The organism is Streptomyces sp. NPDC107559 (assembly GCF_055657365.1).
Genome location: NZ_JBVKBD010000005.1, coordinates 368,040 through 390,795 on the forward strand (window position 1 = coordinate 368,040; position 22,756 = coordinate 390,795).

The 22,756-nt window shown below is 73.4% G+C and carries 20 protein-coding genes and 1 riboswitch; of the genes, 12 read left to right on the top strand and 8 right to left on the bottom strand.

Annotated elements, in window-relative coordinates; genetic code table 11:
* The first annotated feature begins 91 nt into the window (after positions 1–91).
* The gene (locus ACZ7OY_RS18765) at positions 92–2,281 is read left to right on the top strand and encodes a cell division protein PerM (RefSeq protein ID WP_471912353.1); all 2,190 of its coding nucleotides are present in this window, start codon (positions 92–94) and stop codon (positions 2,279–2,281) included.
* 318 nt (positions 2,282–2,599) lie between these two features.
* Here the strand turns inward: ACZ7OY_RS18765 and ACZ7OY_RS18770 are convergent, their stop codons facing one another.
* Positions 2,600–3,385: a hypothetical protein gene (locus ACZ7OY_RS18770; RefSeq protein WP_471912354.1), complete on the bottom strand. Its 786-nt coding sequence runs from the start codon at positions 3,383–3,385 to the stop codon at positions 2,600–2,602.
* 306 nt (positions 3,386–3,691) lie between these two features.
* Between ACZ7OY_RS18770 and purN the strand changes: the two genes are divergently transcribed.
* Entirely contained in the window at positions 3,692–4,321 is a 630-nt protein-coding gene (purN, locus tag ACZ7OY_RS18775) for a phosphoribosylglycinamide formyltransferase (protein WP_384736537.1), read from the top strand.
* The gene (gene purH, locus ACZ7OY_RS18780; RefSeq protein WP_471912355.1) at positions 4,318–5,886 is read left to right on the top strand and encodes a bifunctional phosphoribosylaminoimidazolecarboxamide formyltransferase/IMP cyclohydrolase; all 1,569 of its coding nucleotides are present in this window, start codon (positions 4,318–4,320) and stop codon (positions 5,884–5,886) included. Before purN ends, purH begins: the two co-directional genes overlap by 4 nt.
* 122 nt (positions 5,887–6,008) lie before the next feature.
* On the opposite strand, the gene ACZ7OY_RS18785 is transcribed toward purH, so the two are convergent.
* Complete coding sequence (locus tag ACZ7OY_RS18785; RefSeq protein WP_471912356.1) at positions 6,009–6,632, bottom strand: hypothetical protein; 624 nt, start codon at positions 6,630–6,632, stop codon at positions 6,009–6,011.
* A gap of 286 nt (positions 6,633–6,918) precedes the next feature.
* On the opposite strand from ACZ7OY_RS18785, the gene ACZ7OY_RS18790 reads away from it, so the two are divergent.
* The 5 genes from ACZ7OY_RS18790 to ACZ7OY_RS18810 all read left to right on the top strand — a co-directional run bounded on the left by ACZ7OY_RS18790 (position 6,919) and on the right by ACZ7OY_RS18810 (position 13,122).
* Positions 6,919–7,773: a bifunctional methylenetetrahydrofolate dehydrogenase/methenyltetrahydrofolate cyclohydrolase gene (locus tag ACZ7OY_RS18790; protein WP_351619841.1), complete on the top strand. Its 855-nt coding sequence runs from the start codon at positions 6,919–6,921 to the stop codon at positions 7,771–7,773.
* A 109-nt stretch (positions 7,774–7,882) separates the two neighbouring features.
* Entirely contained in the window at positions 7,883–8,437 is a 555-nt protein-coding gene (locus tag ACZ7OY_RS18795; protein ID WP_471912450.1) for a DUF3017 domain-containing protein, read from the top strand.
* 608 nt (positions 8,438–9,045) lie between these two features.
* On the top strand, positions 9,046–10,140 hold the full coding sequence (locus tag ACZ7OY_RS18800) for a helix-turn-helix domain-containing protein (RefSeq protein ID WP_471912357.1): 1,095 nt from the start codon (positions 9,046–9,048) through the stop codon (positions 10,138–10,140).
* A 757-nt stretch (positions 10,141–10,897) separates the two neighbouring features.
* A complete protein-coding gene (locus ACZ7OY_RS18805) occupies positions 10,898–11,887 on the top strand; it encodes a malate dehydrogenase (protein ID WP_351619846.1) in 990 nt (329 codons plus the stop codon).
* A gap of 425 nt (positions 11,888–12,312) precedes the next feature.
* Positions 12,313–13,122 carry a hypothetical protein gene (locus ACZ7OY_RS18810; protein WP_471912358.1) on the top strand — a complete coding sequence of 270 codons (810 nt, stop codon included), beginning with the start codon at positions 12,313–12,315 and terminating at the stop codon, positions 13,120–13,122.
* Between the two features lie 27 nt (positions 13,123–13,149).
* Here the strand turns inward: ACZ7OY_RS18810 and ACZ7OY_RS18815 are convergent, their stop codons facing one another.
* The 4 genes from ACZ7OY_RS18815 to ACZ7OY_RS18830 form a co-directional block, all read right to left on the bottom strand.
* On the bottom strand, positions 13,150–13,836 hold the full coding sequence (locus ACZ7OY_RS18815; protein WP_471912359.1) for a siderophore-interacting protein: 687 nt from the start codon (positions 13,834–13,836) through the stop codon (positions 13,150–13,152).
* A gap of 83 nt (positions 13,837–13,919) precedes the next feature.
* On the bottom strand, positions 13,920–14,201 hold the full coding sequence (locus ACZ7OY_RS18820) for a hypothetical protein (protein ID WP_471912360.1): 282 nt from the start codon (positions 14,199–14,201) through the stop codon (positions 13,920–13,922).
* Between the two features lie 19 nt (positions 14,202–14,220).
* Positions 14,221–14,967: an isocitrate lyase/PEP mutase family protein gene (locus tag ACZ7OY_RS18825; protein ID WP_471912361.1), complete on the bottom strand. Its 747-nt coding sequence runs from the start codon at positions 14,965–14,967 to the stop codon at positions 14,221–14,223.
* A 37-nt stretch (positions 14,968–15,004) separates the two neighbouring features.
* Positions 15,005–15,553: a carboxymuconolactone decarboxylase family protein gene (locus ACZ7OY_RS18830; RefSeq protein WP_471912362.1), complete on the bottom strand. Its 549-nt coding sequence runs from the start codon at positions 15,551–15,553 to the stop codon at positions 15,005–15,007.
* 47 nt (positions 15,554–15,600) lie between these two features.
* On the opposite strand from ACZ7OY_RS18830, the gene pdxR reads away from it, so the two are divergent.
* A complete protein-coding gene (gene pdxR / locus ACZ7OY_RS18835) occupies positions 15,601–17,016 on the top strand; it encodes a MocR-like pyridoxine biosynthesis transcription factor PdxR (protein WP_471912363.1) in 1,416 nt (471 codons plus the stop codon).
* On the opposite strand, the gene ACZ7OY_RS18840 is transcribed toward pdxR, so the two are convergent.
* Positions 17,000–17,866 (bottom strand): hypothetical protein, encoded by an 867-nt coding sequence (locus tag ACZ7OY_RS18840; RefSeq protein ID WP_471912451.1) that lies wholly within the window; start codon positions 17,864–17,866, stop codon positions 17,000–17,002. The two genes, pdxR and ACZ7OY_RS18840, sit on opposite strands and share 17 nt — an antisense overlap.
* 118 nt (positions 17,867–17,984) lie before the next feature.
* On the opposite strand from ACZ7OY_RS18840, the gene ACZ7OY_RS18845 reads away from it, so the two are divergent.
* Positions 17,985–18,374: a hypothetical protein gene (locus ACZ7OY_RS18845; protein ID WP_471912364.1), complete on the top strand. Its 390-nt coding sequence runs from the start codon at positions 17,985–17,987 to the stop codon at positions 18,372–18,374.
* A 14-nt stretch (positions 18,375–18,388) separates the two neighbouring features.
* Positions 18,389–19,591: a glutathionylspermidine synthase family protein gene (locus ACZ7OY_RS18850; protein WP_471912365.1), complete on the top strand. Its 1,203-nt coding sequence runs from the start codon at positions 18,389–18,391 to the stop codon at positions 19,589–19,591.
* A 76-nt stretch (positions 19,592–19,667) separates the two neighbouring features.
* Here the strand turns inward: ACZ7OY_RS18850 and rocD are convergent, their stop codons facing one another.
* Complete coding sequence (gene rocD / locus ACZ7OY_RS18855; protein WP_471912366.1) at positions 19,668–20,873, bottom strand: ornithine--oxo-acid transaminase; 1,206 nt, start codon at positions 20,871–20,873, stop codon at positions 19,668–19,670.
* A gap of 104 nt (positions 20,874–20,977) precedes the next feature.
* Positions 20,978–21,066: riboswitch (ZMP/ZTP riboswitch) on the top strand.
* A 42-nt stretch (positions 21,067–21,108) separates the two neighbouring features.
* Between rocD and ACZ7OY_RS18860 the strand changes: the two genes are divergently transcribed.
* Positions 21,109–22,563 (top strand): glycine hydroxymethyltransferase, encoded by a 1,455-nt coding sequence (locus tag ACZ7OY_RS18860; RefSeq protein WP_471912367.1) that lies wholly within the window; start codon positions 21,109–21,111, stop codon positions 22,561–22,563.
* Positions 22,564–22,756 lie beyond the last annotated feature (193 nt).

Consider the following 22,756-nt stretch of genomic DNA (forward strand, 5'->3'; position numbering starts at 1 on the left):
AGTACATAAATTTATATTGAGTGACACGTCGGAGGTTCGCCTGTTACGACGGTAAAGCGCGTGTCGTTGGGAGCATGGCGACGTGATCCAGATGACCGCTCGCCGATCGTTGCTGTCACCCCTGCTGATGCGGATGCGCGACCGTTCGCCGGGACTGGGCGCCAGTCTCCTGGGCGGTGCCGTCGCCGCGGGGCTCGGGCTCGGCGCGCTCGCCGTGCTCGTGATGATGCTCTGGATCAGTTCGCCGTATCCCGACAGCGGCCCCGGGGGCGCGCTGCATGTCGCCGCCGCCCTGTGGCTGCTGGCGCACGGGGCCGAACTGGTCCGCACCGACACCCTCTCCGGCGTTCCGGCCCCCGTGGGTCTCACCCCGCTGCTGCTGTGCGCGCTGCCGGCCTGGCTGGTGTACCGGGCGGCACGGGACGCGGTGGACGGCGACGGGGACACCGAGGTGGACGCGGACCTGCCACCGGTCGCGGCGCACACGGCCTGGGCGGGTGTCGTCCTCGGCTATCTGGCCGTCGGCGCGGCCGTCGCCCTCTATACGGCGGGCGGTGATCTTCGGCCCTCGTGGAGATCGACGGAGGTGAGCCTGCCGCTGGTCGCCGTGGTGATGGCCGGGGCGGGCGTGTGGACGGCGTACGGGCGGCCCCGCGGCCCGGTCGACCGCGTGCTGGGCCTGCTGCCGGGCGCGCTGCGGCGGCTGCTCCTCGGGGCGGACGCGCGGGCCCGGCTCGGCGCCGTCGTACGGACCGCGGCCGCCGGGACGGCGGTGTACGTCGGGGGCGGCGCGTTGCTGGTGGGGGTGTCGCTGGTGTGGCACGGGGACGCGGCGCGCGCGTCCTTCTGGCAGCTGACGGAGGGCTGGTCGGGGCGGTTCGCCGTGCTGCTGCTGTGCCTCGCGCTGATGCCGAACGCGGTGGTGTGGGCGGCCGCGTACGCCCTCGGTCCGGGCTTCGCGCTGGGCGTCGGCCATGTCGCGGCCCCCGTCGCCTCGGCTCCCGCTCCGCTGTTCCCGCCTTTCCCGCTGCTGGCCGCGGTCCCGGACGCCGGGCCGGGTACGCCGCTGAACTGGGCGTGCGCGGCGGTGCCGGTGGCGGCCGGGGTGACGGTGGGCTGGTTCACGGCGAGGGCGGCGCTGCGCAGGCCGGGGACCCGAGGCTGGTCGCGGGAGCGGACCGTGGCCTCGGCCGGGCTGGCGGCCGTGCTGTGTGCGGGGGCGCTCGCGGTACTGGCCGCGCTGGCGGGCGGCCCGCTCGGCGTCGCCGCGCTCGCCCGGTTCGGGCCGGTGTGGTGGCAGGTGGGCTGTGCGGCGCTGGCCTGGACGGCGGGCGTGGGGGTGCCGCTGGCGGTGGCGGCACGATGGTGGCGGAACCGGGACGCCGTTGCGAAGGCGGGCCCCGAGTCGACGATCGGCAGACAGCGCGCCGAGGCGGCCGAGCCCGCGCCGACCTCGGCACCGACCTCGGCACCGGCATCCGCCTCGGCAGCCGCCTCGGCAGCCGCTCCGGTGTCGGAGCCGACGCCGGGGGCGAGACCGAAGCGGACGTGGAGGCTGGTCCCGAGGACGAAGACGCTGCAGAAGCCGCCCTCGGCCCCGGCATCGGTACCAGCATCGGCATCGGTACCGGCAGCCGCTCCGGTATCGGAGTCCACGCAGGGGTCGAGGCCGAAGCGGACGTGGAAGCTGGGCGCGAGGACGAGGGCGGTGCCGGAGCCGCCCTCGGACCCGGCACCCGGACCGACGGCCGGCCCGACGCCGAAGGCGGTCACCGGGACGATCCCCGGGCAGCCACCGAAGACGCAGGGGACCCAGGGGAAGCCGGGGGAGCAGGCAGGGCCGGCGGAGCAAAGGGTGCGGGTGCGCCGACGTCTGCCGCGCGTCCCGGGGCGTACGCGGGCCGACCGGCCGGCCGGGCCGGGGGAGGCGTCGGCGTCGGTGCCCCGGCCGGTGCCGGAGCGGACGCCCGGGGCGGAACCAGGGCGGACTAGGGAAGGCCGGGACGCGCACGGACGCCGGTTCCGGATGCCGGGGCGCCCGGCGGTCGGCAGGCTGCTGCGGGGTCGGCGTGCGGGCGGGGCCGGGACGAAGCCGGGGAACACCCGGGGCGCGGCCCGGCGCCGCGAGGACGAGAGCCCGTACGACCTCCTCCCGGCCGATCCTCCAGCCGTCGAGCCGCTGCCCGGACCCTGGCACGGCGACGCGGCGCGCGAGGCCCGCTGGGCGGCGCTGCGGGACGCCTCCGGCCCCCCGGGCGACGCCACCGGCCCACACCCCTGACGTCAGCTACGGGAAACCATCGACACCTCAGCCGTCCGGAGTCTCTGCCGGCCGGGTCCCTGGCTGTCGGAACCTCCTACCGGTCGAGCCTCTCTGCCGGTCGGGCCTCTCTGCCGGTCGGCACTCCGCCCGTCGGCACCTCTGCCGGTCCGGTCGGAATCTCTGCGAGCCGGAGTCCCTGCCTGTCGGGACCCCTACCGGTCGGAGCCCTCTGTCGGTCGGCACCGCCCGTCGGCACCTCCGCCCGCCGGAACCCCTCCCCGCCCGAACCCCTCCCCGCCGGAATCCCTCCCCCTCGGGAGGCGGAGGCCCCGGCCGTCAGTTGGTGCCCAGTACCCCGCGCAGTTCCTCCGGCAGCAGCTGCTTGCAGGACTGCTTCGCCGCGTTGGTGAGGGCGTCGTTCGTGCAGGTGTAGTAGTCGCGGTAGACGAACTGGGCGGTGAAGCCCGCCGCGACCAGGGCGATGGCCAGCGAGGCCGTGACCAGACCGCTCACCGCGGCGGTGGTCTGCGGGCGCCCGGTCGTGGTCTGGGCGGGGGTGTTCGGGTCGGGGGTGCGGAGCTTGATCCGCAGGGCGCTGACGCCCCAGTACACGGCCAGGGCGCCGAGCAGCAGGCTCAGGTACGACCAGCCGAAGAGCGCGAAGAAGAAGGCCCACATGCCGCCCAGCAGGGCGTAGCGCGCACGGCGCTGGGCGGGGTCCGTCGGGTCCCAGCGCGTCCCGGAGGCGGGTCCGCCGCCGGAGGGGCCCTCGGGCCCGCCGCCGTTGTTGCCGCCGGGGCGCTCGCCGAAGCCGCCCTGGGAGCGGCCGGGCTGCCGGTCGCTCCAGTGGCCGCCCCAGGGGGAGCCGCCGCCGTCGCCCTCGCCCTCGCCGCCCGCCGGGCGGCGCGGCTGCCACGGCCGGTCGGGCGTGCCCTCCGGCGGCGGCGCGAACGGGTTGTCCTCCTGGGCCGGCCCATCGCCGCCGCCCTGCTCGCCACCGCCGTTGCCCGAGGGCGCGTCGGGCGGCGAGCTGGGGCGCTCGCGCAGCAGTACGCCGCTGCGCACCACGCCCTGCGGCGACTGCGGGGCGAGCGTGAGGAGTCGCTGGCTGCGGTCCGGCATCAAGTGAGCGTCTTCCCCTTGGTGAGTACGACTGATGTCGCGTTGGCGAATACGACGGGTGGCGCGACGGGTCCTGCGTGAGCCGGCCCCGTGAGCCGTCTCCCTGGTGAACGCGTCGCAGACCGACGGCGTTCCCGAGCCCGCTCCTCCCAGACGCTACCTTCCGGCCACGCCCCCGTCCCGTGGGGGCCGCTTCGTGTGCCGGTATCGTTGCTGGCGGTCGGCCGCTTCGTAGACTTCCCCGTATCCGGGGGCGCGAAGCATTCGTGCGACTGTACAAACGCTTCCCCGAGAAAGGGCCCCACCGTGGCCGCCAAGCCCGTGGTCAAGCGCCTGGTCGTGCTGGTCTCCGGATCAGGCACCAACCTTCAGGCGCTCCTCGACGCCATCGAGAGCGTCGGCAGCGAGGCGTACGGAGCCGAGATCGTGGCCGTCGGCGCGGACCGCGACGGTATCGAGGGGCTCGCCCGCGCCGAGCGCGCCGGACTGCCGACCTTCGTGACGAGGGTCAAGGACCACGGCAGCCGGCCGGAGTGGGACGCGGCCCTCGCCGAGGCCGTCTCCGCCCACGAGCCCGACCTCGTGGTGTCGGCCGGGTTCATGAGGATCGTGGGGAAGGAATTCCTCGCCAGGTTCGGCGGGCGGTTCATCAACACCCACCCCGCCCTGCTGCCCAGTTTTCCCGGAGCCCATGGTGTGCGCGACGCGCTCGCGTACGGCGCCAGGGTCACCGGCTGCACCGTCCACTTCGTCGACGACGGCGTCGACACCGGGCCGATCATCGCGCAGGGCGTGGTGGAGGTCCGGGACGAGGACGACGAGAGCGCTCTGCACGAGCGCATCAAGGAAGTCGAGCGAAGGCTGCTCGTCGATGTCGTGGGGCGGCTCGCCCGCAACGGCTATCGCATTGAGGGACGAAAGGTAGTTATCCAGTGACCGCCACCGCCGAGAACAAGCGGGCCATCCGTCGCGCGCTCGTCAGCGTCTACGACAAGACCGGGCTCGAAGAGCTGGCCCGCGGGCTCCACGAGGCCGGAGTCGAGCTGGTCTCCACCGGGTCCACCGCCGCCCGTATCGCCGCCGCCGGCGTCCCCGTCACCAAGGTCGAGGAGCTCACCGGCTTCCCCGAGTGCCTGGACGGCCGGGTCAAGACCCTGCACCCCAAGGTGCACGCCGGCATCCTCGCCGACCTGCGGCTGGACAGCCACCGCGAGCAGCTGGCCGAGCTGGGCGTCGAGCCCTTCGACCTCGTCGTCGTCAACCTCTACCCGTTCCGCGAGACCGTCGCCTCGGGTGCCTCCGCCGACGAGTGCGTGGAGCAGATCGACATCGGCGGCCCGTCGATGGTCCGCGCCGCCGCCAAGAACCACCCGTCGGTCGCCGTGGTCACCAGCCCGGACCGCTACGGCGACGTCCTCGCCGCGGTCGAGGAGGACGGCTTCGACCTCGCCACCCGCAAGCGGCTCGCCGCCGAGGCCTTCCAGCACACGGCGTCGTACGACATGGCGGTCGCGGGCTGGTTCGCGAGCTCCTACGCCCCCGTCGACGACTCGCAGTTCCCCGACTTCCACGGCACCGCTCTGGAGCGCAAGAGCACGCTGCGCTACGGCGAGAACCCGCACCAGCCGGCCGCCCTCTACGTCGACGGCTCGGGCTCCGGCCTCGCCGAGGCCGAGCAGCTGCACGGCAAGGAGATGTCGTACAACAACTACACGGACACGGACGCCGCCCGCCGTGCCGCGTACGACCACGCCGAGCCGGCCGTCGCGATCATCAAGCACGCCAACCCGTGCGGCATCGCGACCGGCGCGGACGTCGCCGAGGCGCACCGCAAGGCGCACGCCTGCGACCCGCTGTCGGCGTTCGGCGGTGTGATCGCCGTCAACCGCCCGGTGTCCAAGGAGATGGCCGAGCAGGTCGCGGAGATCTTCACCGAGGTCATCGTGGCGCCCGACTACGAGGAGGGGGCCCTGGAGGCCCTCGCCAAGAAGAAGAACATCCGGGTGCTGAAGGCGGCCGGCGCCCCCGCGAACCCGGTCGAGGTCAAGGCGATCGACGGCGGTGCGCTGCTCCAGGTGACCGACCGCCTCCAGGCCGACGGTGACGACCCCGCCAACTGGACCCTCGCCACCGGTGAGGCGCTCGACGCGGCCGAGCTGGCCGAGCTGGCCTTCGCCTGGAAGGCGTGCCGGGCCGTGAAGTCCAACGCCATCCTGCTCGCCAAGGACGGCGCCTCGGTCGGCGTGGGCATGGGCCAGGTCAACCGGGTCGACTCCGCGAAGCTGGCCGTGGAGCGGGCCGGCGAGGAGCGGGCGCGCGGTTCGTACGCCGCCTCCGACGCCTTCTTCCCGTTCCCCGACGGTCTGGAGATCCTCACCGCGGCCGGTGTGAAGGCCGTGGTCCAGCCCGGCGGTTCGGTCCGTGACGAGCTGGTCGTGGAGGCCGCGCAGAAGGCGGGCGTCACGATGTACTTCACCGGGACGCGGCACTTCTTCCACTGACCGGAGCTTCCGCCGCGGCGGAAGAGCACCAGGGCCGTGTCCCTCCCCTGCGCGGGGGCGGGACACGGCCCTTGGACGTGCCGGTGGCGTGCCGGTACGGATCTTCCGCTCGCGTCGTCCGGTCAGTACCGCGGACGGTTGAACCAGGCGGCGCCGGACGGGGCGATCATCGCCGCCGCCATGATGCCGCCGAAGCCGATCCACAGCAGCGCCCACACGAAGGCGGCCGAGGACTTGGCGTCGGCCGCGCCGATCAGGATGAGGACGCCGAAGAGGGCGCCCAGGATGCCGTAGATCATGGTGGTGATGCGGATGCCCTGGCCGCCGCGGGAGAACTTCACGCCCAAGGTGATCGACAGTGCCGTCAAGCCCAGGAAGATCACCCCGAAGACGACGATGATGCCCGCCGACGCGTGACCGAGGTCGGAGAACCCGTTCCTGCCGAACGTGTCCTCGCCCGAGTTGGAGGCGTCGTTGACCGCGGCGGCGCCGAGAATCATCAAGAGGCCGCCGATGGCCTGCACCGCCGCCACGATGTAGAGCAGGACCCGCGCGGTCGTCATCAGGCCCGGCATCGTCTGCGGCATCGCGTTCACACCTGCGTAGCCGGGGTACGCCTGCTGCGGGTATCCGTAGCCCTGCTGCGGCGGGATGCCGGGCGGCTGCTGGGGGTAGCCGTAACCGGGTGCGGCCGGCGGCTGCTGGGGCGGCTGCCCGTAGGGGTTGTTCGGGTCGCCGAAACTCATGGCGGTCCTTCCTCCGTGTTGCCCAGGTGCGGGGACGACGCGCGGCACGGTTTCGGAGGAAAGTTCTACAGATGCGGTCCGTCCCCCCGGTACTGCCCGCGACACTGTGCTGCTCATCGTTCTTTAGACGCCTCTTACTTGTCCAGCGGCATTCCGCATGTGTTGTGCAAGTGCAACATCGCCGATCATGGGCGGATACTGCGGATTCGGCTGGTATGGCGGACACGGGCACCGCGTGACGGACCCGGATTGGAACACGGGGGCGGTCATCCGGGAGGATGGGGTCATGACCGCCCAGATTCTCGATGGCAAGGCCACCGCAGCCGAGATCAAGTCCGATCTGACCGTCCGCGTTGCGGCGCTGAAGGAGAAGGGCGTCACGCCCGGCCTCGGCACGATCCTCGTCGGGGACGACCCCGGCAGCCAGAAGTACGTCGCAGGAAAGCACCGCGACTGCGCCGAGGTCGGCATCGCGTCCATCCAGCGCGAACTGCCCGCCACCGCCACGCAGGACGAGATCGAGGCGGTCGTGAGGGAGCTGAACGACGACCCGGCGTGCACCGGCTATATCGTCCAGCTGCCGCTGCCCAAGGGCATCGACGAGAACCGCATCCTCGAACTGATGGACCCGCACAAGGACGCCGACGGCCTGCACCCGACCAACCTCGGCCGCCTGGTGCTCAACGAGCCCGCCCCGCTGCCCTGCACCCCCAACGGCGTGCTGACGCTGCTGCGCCGCTACGGCGTGGAGACCAAGGGTGCCGAGGTGGTGGTCGTCGGGCGTGGCGTCACCATCGGGCGTTCGATGCCGCTGCTGCTGACGCGGCGCAGCGAGAACGCGACGGTGACCCAGTGCCACACCGGCACCCGTGACCTGTCCGCCCACCTCAAGCGGGCCGACATCATCGTCGCCGCGGCCGGCTTCGCGCACCTGATCCGCCCCGAGGACGTCAAGCCGGGTGCCGCCGTCCTCGACGTCGGTGTCTCGCGCAACGCCGAGGGCAAGATCGTCGGGGATGTCCACCCGGGCGTCGCCGAGGTGGCCGGCTTCATCTCCCCGAACCCGGGCGGGGTCGGCCCGATGACCCGTGCCCAGCTGCTCGTCAACGTGGTCGAGGCGGCGGAGCGCAGTGCCGGCTGAGGCGGACGAGACCCGGAAGGAGGCCGCGGGGACCTCCGCGCAGACCTCCGCGCAGACCTCCGTACGGGGGTCCGCGCAGGTCACCGCACCGGACCCCGCGGAGGGCGACGTGCGGAACGGGAGCCGGGACGGCGAGCGGGCCGACGGACAGGCCGACGCCCGCGCCGACGGGCAGGCCGGTGAGCAGGGCGGCGAGCAGGGTGGTGAGCAGGCGGACGCGGAACTCACGGTTCGCGACCCGGTCAGCGCGCCCGACGCGAGCGGGAAGCCGAAGCGCGCCACGCGCCGGTTCCCGTTGTTCACCAAGGACACCGCGCGCCCCGAGGGTGGCGGCCGGGCCGCGCCCGGCGACGCCCCGGCCCCCGCGCGGCAGTGGCCGATCCTCGCCGTGCTGGTCGTGGTCGGGCTGGGCCTGCTGCTGACGGCGCTGGACCAGTTCCGGGTCGGGACGATCCTGATCGGCGCAGCCCTCCTCGCCGGAGCGGTCATGCGCTGGATGCTGCCCGGCGTCGGCATGCTCGCGGTGCGCTCCCGCTTCACGGACATCGCGACCTACGGCGTGCTGGGCCTCGCCATCGTGCTGCTCGCCCTGATGGCGCAGCCGAACCCGTGGCTGGTGATCCCCTTCCTGAAGGGCGCCCTGCACTTCAGCGTCAGCGGCTGATTCCCGCGTACGACGTACGGCGGTCCGTCCTCACCCCCGTCGGAGGACGGCCCGCCGCCGGACACCACCCTCCCCCGCCGCGAACGCGCGGTTCAACCGCTGCCGATGCGCTGTGTCACGGAAGTGACCGTTCCGCTACCGTGTCCGCGCCATGCCACAAGCGTGCTGCCACCGGCGTGCTGCCGACGGCGTGAAGTCACCGGTGTGAAGCCCTCGGCGTGAAGTCGCCGGTGTGAAGCCCTCGGCGTGAAGCCGCCGGTGTGATGCCTCGACCGGGTGATCCGGAGGCATTTGAGGCACGTGAGGTCACGCTTGTGTGCCCACTGTGTCGATGAGTTGACAAGTTCGGAAAGCGACCCGAATCAGGCGTACGCCGCGACTAACGTGTCCAATCAGGACGGTCCGGGACGTCCGCCGATCAGTCGGCCGTGCAGAGGTGCACGCGCGCGGTCCGCACGCTCCCGTGCGCCTTCACCCCGGGAACTGGGACCACGGCCGGGCGCATCCCTGTGGGTAGCCGGAACGGGGATCTGGCGGAGGGCGTCACGCACGGGAACGAGCGGCACCTACCGGGGGGAAGAGGGGGTTCGATGCCTCGTTGGAGAGCCTTGCCGGATGAACTCGATCCGCAGGTGGGGGAGTTCGTCAGCCAGTTACGTCGGCTGGTGGACCGCGGCGGTCTGAGCGTCTCGGCGCTGGCCGACCGCACGGGCTACAGCAAGACGTCCTGGGAGCGCTATCTCAACGGCCGGCTCCTGGCGCCCAAGGGGGCGATCGTGGCCCTGGCCGAGGTCACCGACACCAGTCCGGTCCATCTGACCACCATGTGGGAACTCGCCGAACGCGCCTGGAGCCGTTCGGAGATGCGCCACGACATGACCATGGAAGCCTTCCGGATCTCCCAGGCGCGGGCCGCGCTGGGGGAGTTCGGCGCCCCGTCCGTGGGCACCGGGCCGCCCGGGAAGGCCAGACCGGGCAGAGCGGCCCGCCAGGGCGGCGGCGCCATGGCGACCCCCGGGATCGCGGGCCCCGCGGGTGTCGCCCCGACGGTGCCGCAGCAGTCGGGACGACCCGACGTCGACGCCCGGCAGCACGACCACGCCGCCCGCCGAGGTTCGGGCCCGCGCCCGGGTCCGTACGGCGCCCCGCCGCAGGGGGAGGGACCGGGGACCGGCGGACCGTCGGCCGACGGTCCGGTGGGCTCGCCCGGAAAGCGGCGGGCGACGATGTTCCTCGCGGGTCTCGTCGGTGTCCTCGTCGTCATGGCCGGGGTGTTCTGGTTCGCCGCTGGCGACGGCGACGGCAAGGGCAAGGCGGGGACGGCCGGTTCACCCTCGGCGTCGGCCGGTACCACCGCCGCGCTGCCCGCCGGGGTGAAGTGCAGCGGAGCGGGCTGCACCGGCAAGGACGCGGAGAGCATGGGGTGCAGCGGCGCCCTGGTGGCCACCGCCGAGCGGGCGACCGTCGCCACGACCGTCGTCGAGGTCCGTTACAGCGCGACCTGCAAGGCCGCGTGGGGGCGCATCACGGGCGCCACGCAGGGGGACAAGGTCCAGGTCACCGTCGGTACGGCCCGGCAGTCCGGCAGCATCACGGCCGCCGGGGACACCATCGCGTACACGCCGATGCTGGCCGTACGGGACGCGGGCGAGGCGAAGGCGTGCGCGACCCTGGCGTCCGGGCGCAAGGGGTGCACGCGGTAGCGGTCCGGACCGAAGGGCGCGGCACGTGGCGGCGGTCCGAGCCGTGGTGGTGTCGGCCGTGTCGGCCGTGTCGGCAGTGCGGGCCGTAGTGGAGCGAGCCGTGGGGTGCGACCGGCGTCACGAAACAATTCGGTGCCGGACAGGCATGACCGTCGGCATCCGGGGCAGGCGGACATCACCCCCACGGGAGTCCGGCAATCCGGCACCCCCACGGCGGCCGCCCATGTCCCCCTCTCCCGGACCGGCGGCCGCCGCTTTCACCCTCCGGGCCGTAAGCCCGGCCGTCGTGCTCACCCTCCGGGCCGTAAGTCCGGCCGCCGCGTACGCCGTCCGGGTCGTAAGCCCCGCCGCGGCGCTCATCCTCCGGGCCGTAAGCCCGGCCGTCGCGCTCATCCTCCGGGCCGTAAGTCCGGCCGTCGCGTACGCCGTCCGGGTCGTAGGCCCCGCCGCGGCGCTCATCCTCCGGGCCGTAGGACCCGCCGTCGTGCTCGCCCTTCGGGCGATACGCCAACCGCCGTATTTCCGCCCGGACGTTCGCCCGGTCGGCGTCCCTCTGTGGGGCGGGCCACAGGGGTCCGCGCATCCGGCGTCCCGGAGGCGCGATAGCCTGACCGCTGGATCTCTCTTGACGCCAAGAGATCGATCATTCGTACCAGTGATCGATCATCGCGGCCGGCGCCGGTCACGAGCCGACGGCGGGGATCCCGAACCCCCGGGGCAGGGACGCCCCACCGCCAGCTGTCATACGGAGAACGCCATGACCCGCACTCCCGTGAACGTCACCGTCACCGGCGCGGCCGGCCAGATCGGTTACGCCCTGCTCTTCCGCATCGCCTCCGGTCAGCTGCTCGGCGCGGACGTGCCGGTCAAGCTTCGCCTTCTCGAGATCACCCCGGCGCTCAAGGCCGCCGAGGGCACCGCCATGGAGCTGGACGACTGCGCGTTCCCGCTGCTCCAGGGCATCGACATCAGCGACGACCCGAACGTCGCCTTCGACGGCGCCAACGTCGCCCTCCTCGTGGGCGCCCGCCCGCGCACCAAGGGCATGGAGCGCGGCGACCTGCTCTCCGCCAACGGCGGCATCTTCAAGCCGCAGGGCAAGGCCATCAACGACCACGCCGCGGACGACATCAAGGTCCTCGTCGTCGGCAACCCGGCCAACACCAACGCGCTCATCGCGCAGGCCGCCGCTCCGGACGTACCGGCCGAGCGCTTCACCGCGATGACCCGCCTCGACCACAACCGCGCGCTGACCCAGCTCGCGAAGAAGACGGGCACCACGGTCGCGGACATCAAGCGGCTGACGATCTGGGGCAACCACTCCGCCACCCAGTACCCCGACATCTTCCAGGCCACGGTCGCCGGCAAGAACGCCGCCGAGGTCGTGAACGACGAGAAGTGGCTGGCCGAGGACTTCATCCCGACCGTCGCCAAGCGCGGTGCCGCGATCATCGAGGCCCGTGGCGCGTCCTCCGCGGCCTCCGCCGCCAACGCCGCCATCGATCACGTGCACACGTGGGTCAACGGCACGGCCGACGGCGACTGGACCTCCATGGGCATCCCGTCGGACGGCTCCTACGGCGTCCCGGAGGGTCTGATCTCCTCCTTCCCCGTCACCACCAAGGACGGCAAGTACGAGATCGTCCAGGGCCTGGACATCAACGAGTTCTCGCGTGCCCGCATCGACGCCTCCGTCAAGGAGCTCGAGGAGGAGCGCGAGGCCGTCCGCGCCCTCGGCCTCATCTGAGCAGTCCTCGGCTGATCGCGCCTTCGCGGTTCTGTCACGACCTCGCACAGGCCCCGTTCCGGTTACGACCGGAACGGGGCCTGTGGCCGTTTTCGCCGCTACCGTCGCAAGTGGTGGCCAACAGGGCGTTCGGGGGGTCCGCGATGGACGCATTCGGATGGGACGGCTCCGGTCCGGCACACGAGCCGGGTGCCGGGCGTGAGGCCGGTTTCGGACATGGGCAGAGTTCAGGGCGTGAGCCGAGCCCGGGGCGCGAGCCCGGTTCCGGGCACGAGCCGAGCTCAGGGCACGAGTCGAGCTCGGGGCGTGAGCCCGGCTCCTGGTACGAGTCGGGCGGGGAGGGCTCCGCGCCGCCGTGGGCGTCCGCCGAGACCCGGACCGGCAATGCGCTGCCACCGCCGTGGACGCCCCCGCCGGACCACCCCGTGGCTCCTCTCCCGCCGCCCTGGACGCCCGCCGCCGGTCACCCCCGGGCTCCCGCTCCTGCCCCCGCCCCCGCCCGTGCCCGGGTGGCGCGCCTGCTGCTCGTGATCACCGCCACGGTCGTCCTCGGCGCGGGCGTCGGGACCGGGCTCTGGTACCTCACACGCGACCCCGCCGGCCGGCCCGGGGCGGCCCCGACCGTCGCCGCCCCGGCCGCCGGGGGCACCGCGGCCACCGACGACACGGCCGCCTCCGAGGACACCGCGACCACTCCGGCCACCGACGCCGACGCGACCTCGGCGCCGCCCGCGGACACGGCACCGGCGAAGTCGCCCGCCGCGCCGACCGGGCCGGCCGCCCCGGGCTACGGCACGGTCCGTGACCCGGTCGGTTACGCCGTGACCGTCCCCGAGGGCTGGACCCGCAGGCAGAAGCAGGGCGAGCTGGCCCCGGTCGTCTCCTACGACGCCCCGGACGACGGCCGCCGGCTCCAGATTTTCGCGCTTGCCGAGAGCACCCCGGCCGAGTCGCTGGACCTCGCCGAGCACGACCCCGGTTACGGCTTCGCCCGCCAGCCCGGCTACCGGGTCCTCGACCGCCGGTCCGACACCGCGTGGTCCGAGCTGACCTACCGCTACGACGACGCGGACGGCGGCCCCCGCCAGGTGATCGACCACCGCTTCCGGGCCGCCGACGGCACGCTCTACGCGATCCGCTCCAGCGGCCCCGAGAACCTCGCCGCCGACCTGGTCCGCGCCCCGCTCACCACGGCCGTGGCGTCCTTCTGCCCGGCGGGCGCGCAGTGCGGCTGAGTCGGGCCGCCTGCCGCCGGACACGGTTCACTCCAGGCCGCGCTTGCCCGGCGCCCAGAACGGCTTGGTGAGCACGGAGCGCCGGTCCCAGCCGGCCTCCCGCAGCACCTGCCGCACCCGCTGCACGGTCCGCGCCTCGCCCGCGACATACGCCACCCCGCCCGGTTCGGGCGCCAACTCCCGTACGGCGTCAGGGAGTGCGATGGTGCCCCGGACCAGCCAGCCGATCCGGTCGCCGTGCGCGAGCGGCAGCCGGTCGGCGGCCGACTCGGTCTCCACGCGGCCGGAGACCCGGGCCGTCGCGGGCAGCGCGGCGAGCATCGCGCCGAACGCGACGGCGGCGGTCTCGTCCCCGGCGAACACATGGTGGGTGGCGTCGGGGCGCACCGTGAACGACCCTTCGGGCCTGCTCAGCCGGACCTCGTCGCCCACCGCCACGGCCCGCGCCCACAGCGCCCCCGGCCCGGCGCCGGGATGGTCGAGCACGCACAACTCCAGGGCGCCTTCGGGGTCGTAGCGCCAGACCGAGTACGTACGGCGGGTCAGTCCGCTGGTGACGTGCACCCGTACCTGCTGCCCGGGGCGCACGTCGAGCCCTGCGAGGGCGTGGCCCTCCAGGTGCAGCCGGCGCATCCGGGCCGCGACGGGTTCGGCCTCGGTGACCGTGGCGCGCAGAGTCAGCAGGTCGAGTACCGGATCCAGAAGTGCGGGCATGGCCGCTCCTTGCCGTTCAGTGGTGGCGTGCGTGGGGCGCGCGGGTGGCGAAGTCGGCAGGGGGGCGCGGGAGTTGCACCACGCTACCTGACCGAACGCGATAGTACGCGTTCCGCGCCTGACGCGACAGTACGCGTCTTTCCGCCGCCGTACCCGGCGATCACGAGGGACGTCGCCGCCGGCACCGGCAGCGCGACCGTGCGCAGCGCCGGGGCCGTGCCGTGGGTGAGGCCGGGGTGGGAGGAGAGGATCGTGCCGGTGACCGCGACACCGAGGGCCGCGCCGTCTTCGAGGTCCCGCTCGACCTGCCCCCGCTGCGCCCGGGCATCGCCCGGCACCCCCGGCACGACGCCGACCCGGCCCACGCCTGGCTGCGCGGCGCGGTCAAGGGCATCCTGGCCGACTGGTCGGCAGCAGCCCTTCGGCGATCTCCCGCAGCGCCGCGGCCGCCCGGCGTTGCAGGCCGGGACCGAATGTGATCCGGGTGGCGCCCCGTTCGCCGAGTTCGGCGGGCGAGGGGCCCGTGCCGTCCAGCCGGGCCAGCGCGTTGACCGGGCCCTGGACGTCCGACCGCAGCAGCGGCAGCAGTTCGGCCGGGGCGAAGATCGGGTAGACGCAGTCGGCGCCCGCGGCGACGTACGCCGCGGCCCGCGCGATGGCCTGTTCCGGGTCGCCGTCGCCGTACGCGAAGGTGTCGACGCGGGCGTTGACGAACAGCTCGCCCCTCGCCGCCGCGACGACTTCGGCTAGCCACTGCGCGTGCCGGTGCGGGTCCTTCAGGACACCGCCGGTGGAGTCCTCCAGATTGCAGCCCACCGCGCCGGCCTCCAGCAGCCGTTCGACCAGCTCCTTCGGCGGCAGCCCGTAGCCGCCCTCCACGTCGGCCGACACGGGCACGTCCACGGCCCGGCAGATCCGCGCCACCGCGGCGAACATCTCGTCGGCCGGGGTCTGCCCGTCGGCGTGCCCGAGCGCGGCCGCGACGCCCGCGCTCGGGGTGGCCAGCGCCGGGAACCCGGCGTCGGCGAACACCCGGGCGCTCGCCGCGTCCCACGGGCCGGGCAGCACCAGCGGGTCGCCCGGAGCGGCGCGGTCGTGCAGCGCGCGGAAGGTCTCCGCCCTGCTCACCATCGCGTGCTCCCGGCGGGCGCCGCGGCCGTGGGCGCGGTCACGCGTGCTGCCCCGGCGTGTAGTGCCCGGGCACCATCCGGGTGCTCACCGCGAACCGGTTCCATGCGTTGATGACCGTGATCGCGGCGATGAGCTGCGCCAGCTCGGCCTCGTCGAACTGCTTGGCGGCCCGCTCGTACACCTCGTCCGGTACGAACCCGTCGGTGAGGACGGTGACGGCCTCGGTCAGTTCCAGCGCCGCGAGCTCCTTCTGCGTGTAGAAGTGCCGGGACTCCTCCCAGGCGGCGACCTGGATGATCCGCTCCACGCTCTCGCCCGCCGCGAGCGCGTCCTTGGTGTGCATGTCGAGACAGAACGCGCAGTGGTTGAGCTGCGAGGCGCGGATCTTGACCAGCTCGGCCAGCCGCGGGTCGAGCCCGGTCCGCGCGGCGCGGTCCAGCCGGACCATCGCCTTGTAGACCTCGGGCGCGTGCTGTGCCCAGGCGAGCCGGGGGGTGTGCTCGGGGGCGTACTCGTCGGCCGACGTGGCGCCGGTCGTGTCGGGGGTGTGGTCGTCGTGGCCGGTGTGGTTGTCGTTCGCACTCATGATGTCGACCCTAGGCGCCGGGCAGCCCACGGGTATGGTCCATTTCCATGGCTGAATCCTGGGCCACTTTGGGCATCGACCTGCATCTGGAACCGTCCGGACCAGGCCTGCGCCGAGGGCTGACCGACGCTCTGCGCGAGGCGGTCCGCAGCGGACGGCTGACCGCGGGCACCCGGCTGCCGTCCTCCCGGGCCCTCGCCGCCGACCTGGGCATCGCCCGCAACACCGTCGCCGACGCCTACGCCGACCTGGTCGCCGAGGGCTGGCTGACCGCCCGGCAGGGCTCCGGCACCCGGGTGGCCATGGGGGTACCTCCCACGTCTTTCGGACAGCGGGGGAGCGTGCTGCCCCGGTCGGCCGGGGGCCCCGCACCCCGGCGGCGACCGCCCGGCCGGCCCGCCTACAGCCTCCTCCCGGGCAACCCGGACCTCGCGACCTTCCCGCGCGCCGAGTGGCTCAGGGCCGCCCGCCGCGCCCTGGCCGCCGCCCCGAACGACGCCCTCGGCTACGGCGACCCGCGTGGCAGCGCCCAACTGCGCACCGCGCTCGCCGGCTATCTCTCCCGGACCCGGGGCGTGCGCGCGGACCCCGAGCGCATCCTCGTCTGCGCCGGGTTCATCCACGGTCTGCGGCTGCTCGGCGAACTGCTGCACGCCCGCGGGCTGCGCACCCTGGCCGTGGAGTCGTACAGCCTCGACGCGCACCGCGACCTCGTCGAGCGCACCGGCCTGCGTACCGTCCCGCTGCCCTTCGACGAACGCGGCACCCGCCCGGGGGACCTGACCGGCGTACGGGCGATGCTGCTGACCCCCGCCCACCAGTTCCCGATGGGCGTCGCGCTGCGCCCCGAGCACCGGGCCGCCGTGGTCGACTGGGCCCGTCGCACCGGCGGTCTGATCCTGGAGGACGACTACGACGGCGAGTTCCGCTACGACCGTCAGCCCGTCGGTGCCCTCCAGGACCTGGACCCCGAGCACGTGGTCTACCTCGGCACGGCCAGCAAGTCCCTCGCCCCCGGCCTGCGCCTGGGCTGGCTGGTGCTGCCGCCGTCCCTGGACCCGGCGGAGGTGGCGGGGGCGGGCTCCGCCACCGGCGTGCTGGACCAGCTGACCTTCGCCGAGTTCATCACCTCCGGCGCCCACGACCGTCATGTGCGCGCCGTCCGCCAGCGGTACCGCCGTCGCCGTGACGCCCTGGTCACGGCCCTCGCCGACCGGGCGCCGGGCATCCGCGTCACCGGTATCGCCGCCGGTCTGCACGCCGTCGTACGGCTGCCGCCCGGAACCGAGCAGTCGGTGGTCAGGGCGGCCGCCTGGCAGGGGCTGGCCGTCCAGGGCCTGTCCCGCTTCCGCCATGAACTGGCCACCGTGGAGCCGCTGGACGCCCTGGTGGTCGGCTACGGCACGCCCTCGGACCACGCGTGGGCCGGCACGCTGGAGGCACTGCTCAGGGCGTTGCCGTAGGGGGCGGCACCGTCGGCACCTGCGCCGCCGCCGTCTCCTGCGGCGCCTCCCCGAACCGCGCCAGCGCCAGCGCGCCCGCCACCGCCACCGCGAATCCCAGCGCCGCCAGCCAGGTCAGCCCCTCCTGGGTGCGGTCGCCGAGCCAGATCACGCCCACCGCCGCCGGACCGATCGTCTCGCCGATGACCATGCCGGCCGTCGCCGTCGTCACCGAACCGCGTTGCAGCGCCGAGGTCAGCAGCAGGAACGCGGCACCCCCGCCGAGCAGCAGCGCGTAGGCGGCCGGGTTGGTCAGCAGGTCGACCGGCCGCAACGAGTCGACCAGCCGGACCGACACCTCGACCACCCCGAAGCCGAAGCCCGCGCCCAGTCCGAGCACCAGGGCCCGGGTCCGCCCGTGCAGCCGTCCGCCGAGCAGGCCCAGCAACAGCACCGCCAGGGCCGTGGCCACCATCGCGTACCTCAGCGCCCCCGGCCCGCTCTCGGCCCCTTCCGTCCCGGACGCCAGTCCCAGCATCGCCAGCCCCAGGCACACCACCGCGACCGCGGCCCACTCCACCCCGCTCAGCCGCACCTTCAGCAGACGCGCCGCCACCACCGCCGTCACCGCGAGGCTCGCGGCCAGCGCGGCGCTCACCGCGTAGATCGGCAGCGAACGCAGCGCCGCGATCTGGAACAGGAACCCCAGCCCGTCCAGCGCGAGTCCGGCCAGATACCGCCACTGCCGCAGCGCCCGCAGCAGCAGCGCGGCATCCCCGCCGCCCCCGGCCGCGCCCGCCTCCCGCGCGGCCATCGCCTGGAGAACCGTCGCCGTGCCGAAACACACCGCGGCACCTAATGCGCACACCATCCCGAACAGCACGAAAGCGACCCCAGGGGAGCGGGAGACCGCCGGACCCCCTGCCGGGCCCGGCGCGCCTGTCTCTAGGATGACCGCCGGACATCACGGACCGACGGGGGACACGAACATGGCAGACACACGCAGACAACTACGCTCCGGCACGGTGATCCTCGGCGGCATGGGCCTCCTCGCCACCGCCCTGACCGCCTGCTCCTCCGCCCCGGACCAGCGCTGCGTCGACCGGAACAGCTACCAGCTCGGCAAGGGCTACAAGGTCGTCTCCGACAAGAACTGCAAGTCCACCACGCCTTCCAAGACGTCCAAGACCTCCGTGAACGGCGCCTGGTACTACGGCGGCAACGAGAAGAAGTCCTGGGTCACCGGGGGCTCCTTCACCAAGCCGCGCAAGAGCTCCGGCTCCGGCTCGGGTTCGGGCGGCTCCTCGGACGACGACAGCCACAAGAGCGGGGTCCACCGCGGCGGCTTCGGCGGCGGCCACGGCAGCTCCGGCGGCTGACGGGTATCCGGACCGTGGAACGCCGTACGACCACCCCCCGCCCCGGCTGGCAGCAGACCGTCGAGGGCCAGGGACTCGTCTACCCCCTCACCCGCCATCCCGACGGCTCGCTGCGCCCCTACTGGGACGAGAGCGCCTACTACGTCTTCACCCTGGACGAGGTCGAGACGCTGGAGGAGACGGTCGAGGAACTGCACCGCATGTGCCTCGCCGCGGCCGGGCACATCGTGGCGCAGGACCGTCTCGCCGACCTCGGCATCACCGATCCGCGCGTCGCCGCGGCCGTGACCGAGGCCTGGCACCGGCGCGCCGAACTGCCCTCCCTGTACGGCCGCTTCGACCTCCGGTACGACGGCACCGGCCCGGCCAAACTGCTGGAGTACAACGCCGACACGCCCACCTCCCTGGTCGAGGCCGCCTCACCCCAGTGGTTCTGGATGGAGGAACGTTTTCCCGGCGCCGACCAGTGGAACTCCCTGCACGAACGGCTGGTCGACAGCTGGCGCAAGCAGGCCGGGCTGCTGCCGCCGGGCAGCCCCCTGCACTTCGCGCACTCCTCCGCCGACGAGCTGGGCGAGGACCTGATGACGGTCGCGTACCTGAAGGAGACCGCCGAACAGGCCGGCCTCGCCACCGAGTGGATCTCCATGGAGGAGATCGGCTGGGACAGCCTCTCCGGCCGCTTCGTGGACCAGCAGCTCGGGTTCATCCGCAGCATCTTCAAGCTCTACCCGTGGGAATGGCTCACCACCGACGCCTTCGCCGGCCATGTCCTCGACACCCTGGACAACGGCGGCGGCACCGGTTCCACCCTCTGGATCGAGCCCGCCTGGAAGATGCTGCTCAGCAACAAGGCGCTGCTGGCGATCCTCTGGGAGCTGTACCCGGGGCACCCCAGCCTGCTCCCCGCCTACCTCGACGGCCCCCGCGACCTGGCGGCCACGACCGGCTACGTGGCCAAGCCCCTGCTCGGCCGCGAAGGCGCCGGGGTGACGATCCACGAGCCCGGCTCCACCGCTCCCGGCCCCGCCGCTCCGGCACCCGGCGACGAACCCTGCTGCTATCAGGCGCTGGCGGAGCTGCCCGTCTTCGACGGCAACCACGTCGTCCTCGGCGCCTGGGTGGTCGGGGACGAGTCGGCCGGTCTCGGGATCCGGGAGTCCGCCGGCCCGATCACCGACGAGTACGCCCGCTTCCTGCCCCACGTGATCCTGTAGCGGCCCGCCGGACCGGCCGCGCGGGCAGGCACCCGGGCAGGCACCCGGGCAGGCACCCGGGCGGGCCGCCGCCCGCTCACACCTCCAGCACCGCCCGCAGCTGGTCCAGCCCCCAGTCCAGGTCCTCCTTCGCGATCACCAGCGGGGGTGCGATCCGGATGGTCGCGCCGTGGGTGTCCTTCACCAGCACCCCGCGGTCCATCAGCTTCTCGGAGACCTCCCGGGCCGTCCCGTACGCCGGTGCGATGTCGACGCCCGCCCACAGTCCGCGCCCGCGCACCGCCGTCGCCCGCCCGCCCGCGGTCAGCGCGGCCAGCTCCCGGTGCAGGTGCGCGCCCAGCTCGGCGGCCCTGGCCTGGTACTCGCCCGACCGCAGCATCGCGATCACCTCCAGGGCCACCGCGCAGGCCAGCGGGTTCCCGCCGAACGTCGACCCGTGCTCCCCGGGCCGGAACACCCCCAGCACCGCGGCGCTCGACACCACCGCCGACACCGGCACGATCCCGCCGCCCAGGGCCTTGCCCAGCACATACACGTCGGGCACCACGCCCTCGTGCTCACAGGCGAACGTACGTCCGGTCCGGCCGAGGCCCGACTGGATCTCGTCGGCGACGAACAGCACGTTCCGCTCCCGGGTCAGCTCCCGCACCGCCGGCAGATACCCGGCCGGCGGCACCAGCACCCCAGCCTCGCCCTGGATCGGCTCCAGCAGCACGGCCACCGTGTTCTCGGTCAGCGCCGACCGCAGTGCCGTGAGGTCGCCGTACGGCACGATCTCGAAGCCCGGCGTGTACGGCCCGAAGTCCGCCCGTGCCTCCGGATCGGTCGAGAAGCTGATCACCGTCGTCGTCCGGCCGTGGAAGTTGTTGCCCGCGACCACGATCTTCGCCATCTCCGAGGGCACGCCCTTGACTCGGTACCCCCACTTCCGGGCGGTCTTCACGGCCGTCTCGACCGCCTCCACGCCCGTGTTCATCGGCAGCACCATCTCCATCCCGCACAGCTCGGCGAGCGCGGCGCAGAACGCCGCGAAGCGGTCGTGGTGGAACGCCCGGGACGTCAGCGTCACCCGGTCCAGCTGGGCTTTCGCCGCCTCGATCAGCCGCCGGTTGCCGTGCCCGAAATTGAGCGCGGAATAACCGGCGAGCAGGTCCAGATACCGACGTCCCTCGATGTCGGTCATCCACGCGCCGTCGGCGGTGGCGACGACCACCGGCAGCGGGTGGTAGTTGTGCGCGCTGTGCTCCTCGGCCGCTCGGACCAGGGACTCTGTGGCGGTCACGGGGTCGGTCACTGTGCCCTCCAGAACGTGGGACGGGCCCCCTTCCTATGGTCGCTCGCATGATGGACGCGGGACCATGCGCCACGACACGCCCGGTAGGCTTTCCCGCGGGCCGTGACTGGCGCGCTGGGATGGGACGAACCATCGGGGAGCGGCCCGGTAGTGACCAGTGCCGTGCGCCTGGGCCGTGCCGTGAACCGTGACCGCTTCGATGCCACGCCACCCGGAGGCCGAGATGACAGAGCAGCAACCCCTCTCCACCGAGTCCACCGCCTTCCGCGCCGCCCTCGACGTGATCCGAGCCGTCGAGCCCCGTGTCGCCGACGCCATCGGCCAGGAGGTCGCCGACCAGCGCGAGATGCTCAAGCTGATCGCGTCCGAGAACTACGCCTCCCCGGCCACCCTGCTGGCCATGGGCAACTGGTTCAGCGACAAGTACGCCGAGGGCACCGTCGGCCGCCGCTTCTACGCCGGCTGCCGCAACGTCGACACCGTCGAGTCCCTCGCCGCCGAGCACGCCCGCGAGCTGTTCGGCGCCCGCCACGCCTACGTCCAGCCGCACTCCGGCATCGACGCCAACCTGGTCGCCTTCTGGGCCGTCCTCGCCGACCGCGTCGAGGTCCCCTTCCTGGCGAAGACCGGCGTCCGCCAGGTCAACGACCTCGCCGAGGCCGACTGGGCCGAACTGCGCCAGGCCTTCGGCAACCAGCGCATGCTCGGCATGTCCCTGGACGCGGGCGGCCACCTCACCCACGGTTTCCGGCCGAACATCAGCGGAAAGATGTTCGACCAGCGCTCCTACGGCACCGATCCGGCCACCGGCCTCATCGACTACGACGCCCTGCGCGCCCAGGCCCGCGAGTTCAAGCCGCTGATCATCGTCGCCGGCTACTCCGCGTACCCCCGGCTGGTGAACTTCCGGATCATGCGCGAGATCGCCGACGAGGTCGGTGCCACGCTCATGGTCGACATGGCCCACTTCGCGGGCCTGGTCGCGGGCAAGGTCCTCACCGGCGACTTCGACCCGGTCCCGCACGCCCAGATCGTCACCACCACCACCCACAAGTCGCTGCGCGGCCCGCGCGGCGGCATGGTCCTGTGCGACGACTCCCTCAAGGACCAGGTCGACCGCGGCTGCCCGATGGTCCTCGGCGGCCCGCTCCCGCACGTCATGGCCGCCAAGGCGGTCGCCCTGGCCGAGGCCCGGCAGCCCGCCTTCCAGGACTACGCCCAGCGGATCGTCGACAACTCCCGCGCGCTGGCCGAGGGCCTGATGAAGCGGGGCGCGTCCCTGGTCACCGGCGGCACCGACAACCACCTCAACCTGATCGACGTCGCCTCCTCCTACGGCCTCACCGGCCGCCAGGCCGAGGCCGCCCTGCTCGAGTCCGGCATCGTCACCAACCGCAACGCCATCCCCGCCGACCCCAACGGCGCCTGGTACACCTCCGGCATCCGCATCGGCACCCCCGCCCTGACCACCCGCGGCCTGGGCACCGCCGAGATGGACGAGGTCGCCGGGCTCATCGACCGCGTCCTGACCACCACCGAGGCCGGCACCACCGCCAAGGGCGCCCCCTCCAAGGCGCAGCACGTCCTCGACCCCAAGATCGCGGACGAGATCTCCCGCCGTGCCAGCGACCTGGTCGCGGGCTTCCCGCTGTACCCCGAGATCGACCTCGGCGCCTGACCCACGCGCCCGGACCCCGGCGGCGCGGACCACGGATCGATCAGCTCCCGCCGGGGCCCGGCCGCGCGCCGGGCCGCCGCGCGGCGCGCCGACAGCGTGTCGCCGGCCGGTCCGGTGCGGACGCTCAGGTGACACGGGCTGCGCAACTCGAGTGACAGGTCCGTTCCGCCCTCGGTTCCCCACCAGTTCCGGA

Bases quoted from the DNA above. Each gene is read 5' to 3' on its own strand.
- ACZ7OY_RS18765 (WP_471912353.1), top strand. From the start codon at position 92: ATGACCGCTCGCCGATCGTTGCTGTCACCCCTGCTGATGCGGATGCGC.
- ACZ7OY_RS18770 (WP_471912354.1), bottom strand. From the start codon at position 3,385: ATGCCGGACCGCAGCCAGCGACTCCTCACGCTCGCCCCGCAGTCGCCG.
- ACZ7OY_RS18785 (WP_471912356.1), bottom strand. From the start codon at position 6,632: ATGAGTTTCGGCGACCCGAACAACCCCTACGGGCAGCCGCCCCAGCAG.
- ACZ7OY_RS18790 (WP_351619841.1), top strand. From the start codon at position 6,919: ATGACCGCCCAGATTCTCGATGGCAAGGCCACCGCAGCCGAGATCAAG.
- ACZ7OY_RS18805 (WP_351619846.1), top strand. From the start codon at position 10,898: ATGACCCGCACTCCCGTGAACGTCACCGTCACCGGCGCGGCCGGCCAG.
- ACZ7OY_RS18815 (WP_471912359.1), bottom strand. From the start codon at position 13,836: ATGCCCGCACTTCTGGATCCGGTACTCGACCTGCTGACTCTGCGCGCC.
- ACZ7OY_RS18825 (WP_471912361.1), bottom strand. From the start codon at position 14,967: ATGGTGAGCAGGGCGGAGACCTTCCGCGCGCTGCACGACCGCGCCGCT.
- ACZ7OY_RS18830 (WP_471912362.1), bottom strand. From the start codon at position 15,553: ATGAGTGCGAACGACAACCACACCGGCCACGACGACCACACCCCCGAC.
- pdxR (WP_471912363.1), top strand. From the start codon at position 15,601: ATGGCTGAATCCTGGGCCACTTTGGGCATCGACCTGCATCTGGAACCG.
- ACZ7OY_RS18840 (WP_471912451.1), bottom strand. From the start codon at position 17,866: ATGGTGTGCGCATTAGGTGCCGCGGTGTGTTTCGGCACGGCGACGGTT.
- ACZ7OY_RS18845 (WP_471912364.1), top strand. From the start codon at position 17,985: ATGGCAGACACACGCAGACAACTACGCTCCGGCACGGTGATCCTCGGC.
- ACZ7OY_RS18860 (WP_471912367.1), top strand. From the start codon at position 21,109: ATGACAGAGCAGCAACCCCTCTCCACCGAGTCCACCGCCTTCCGCGCC.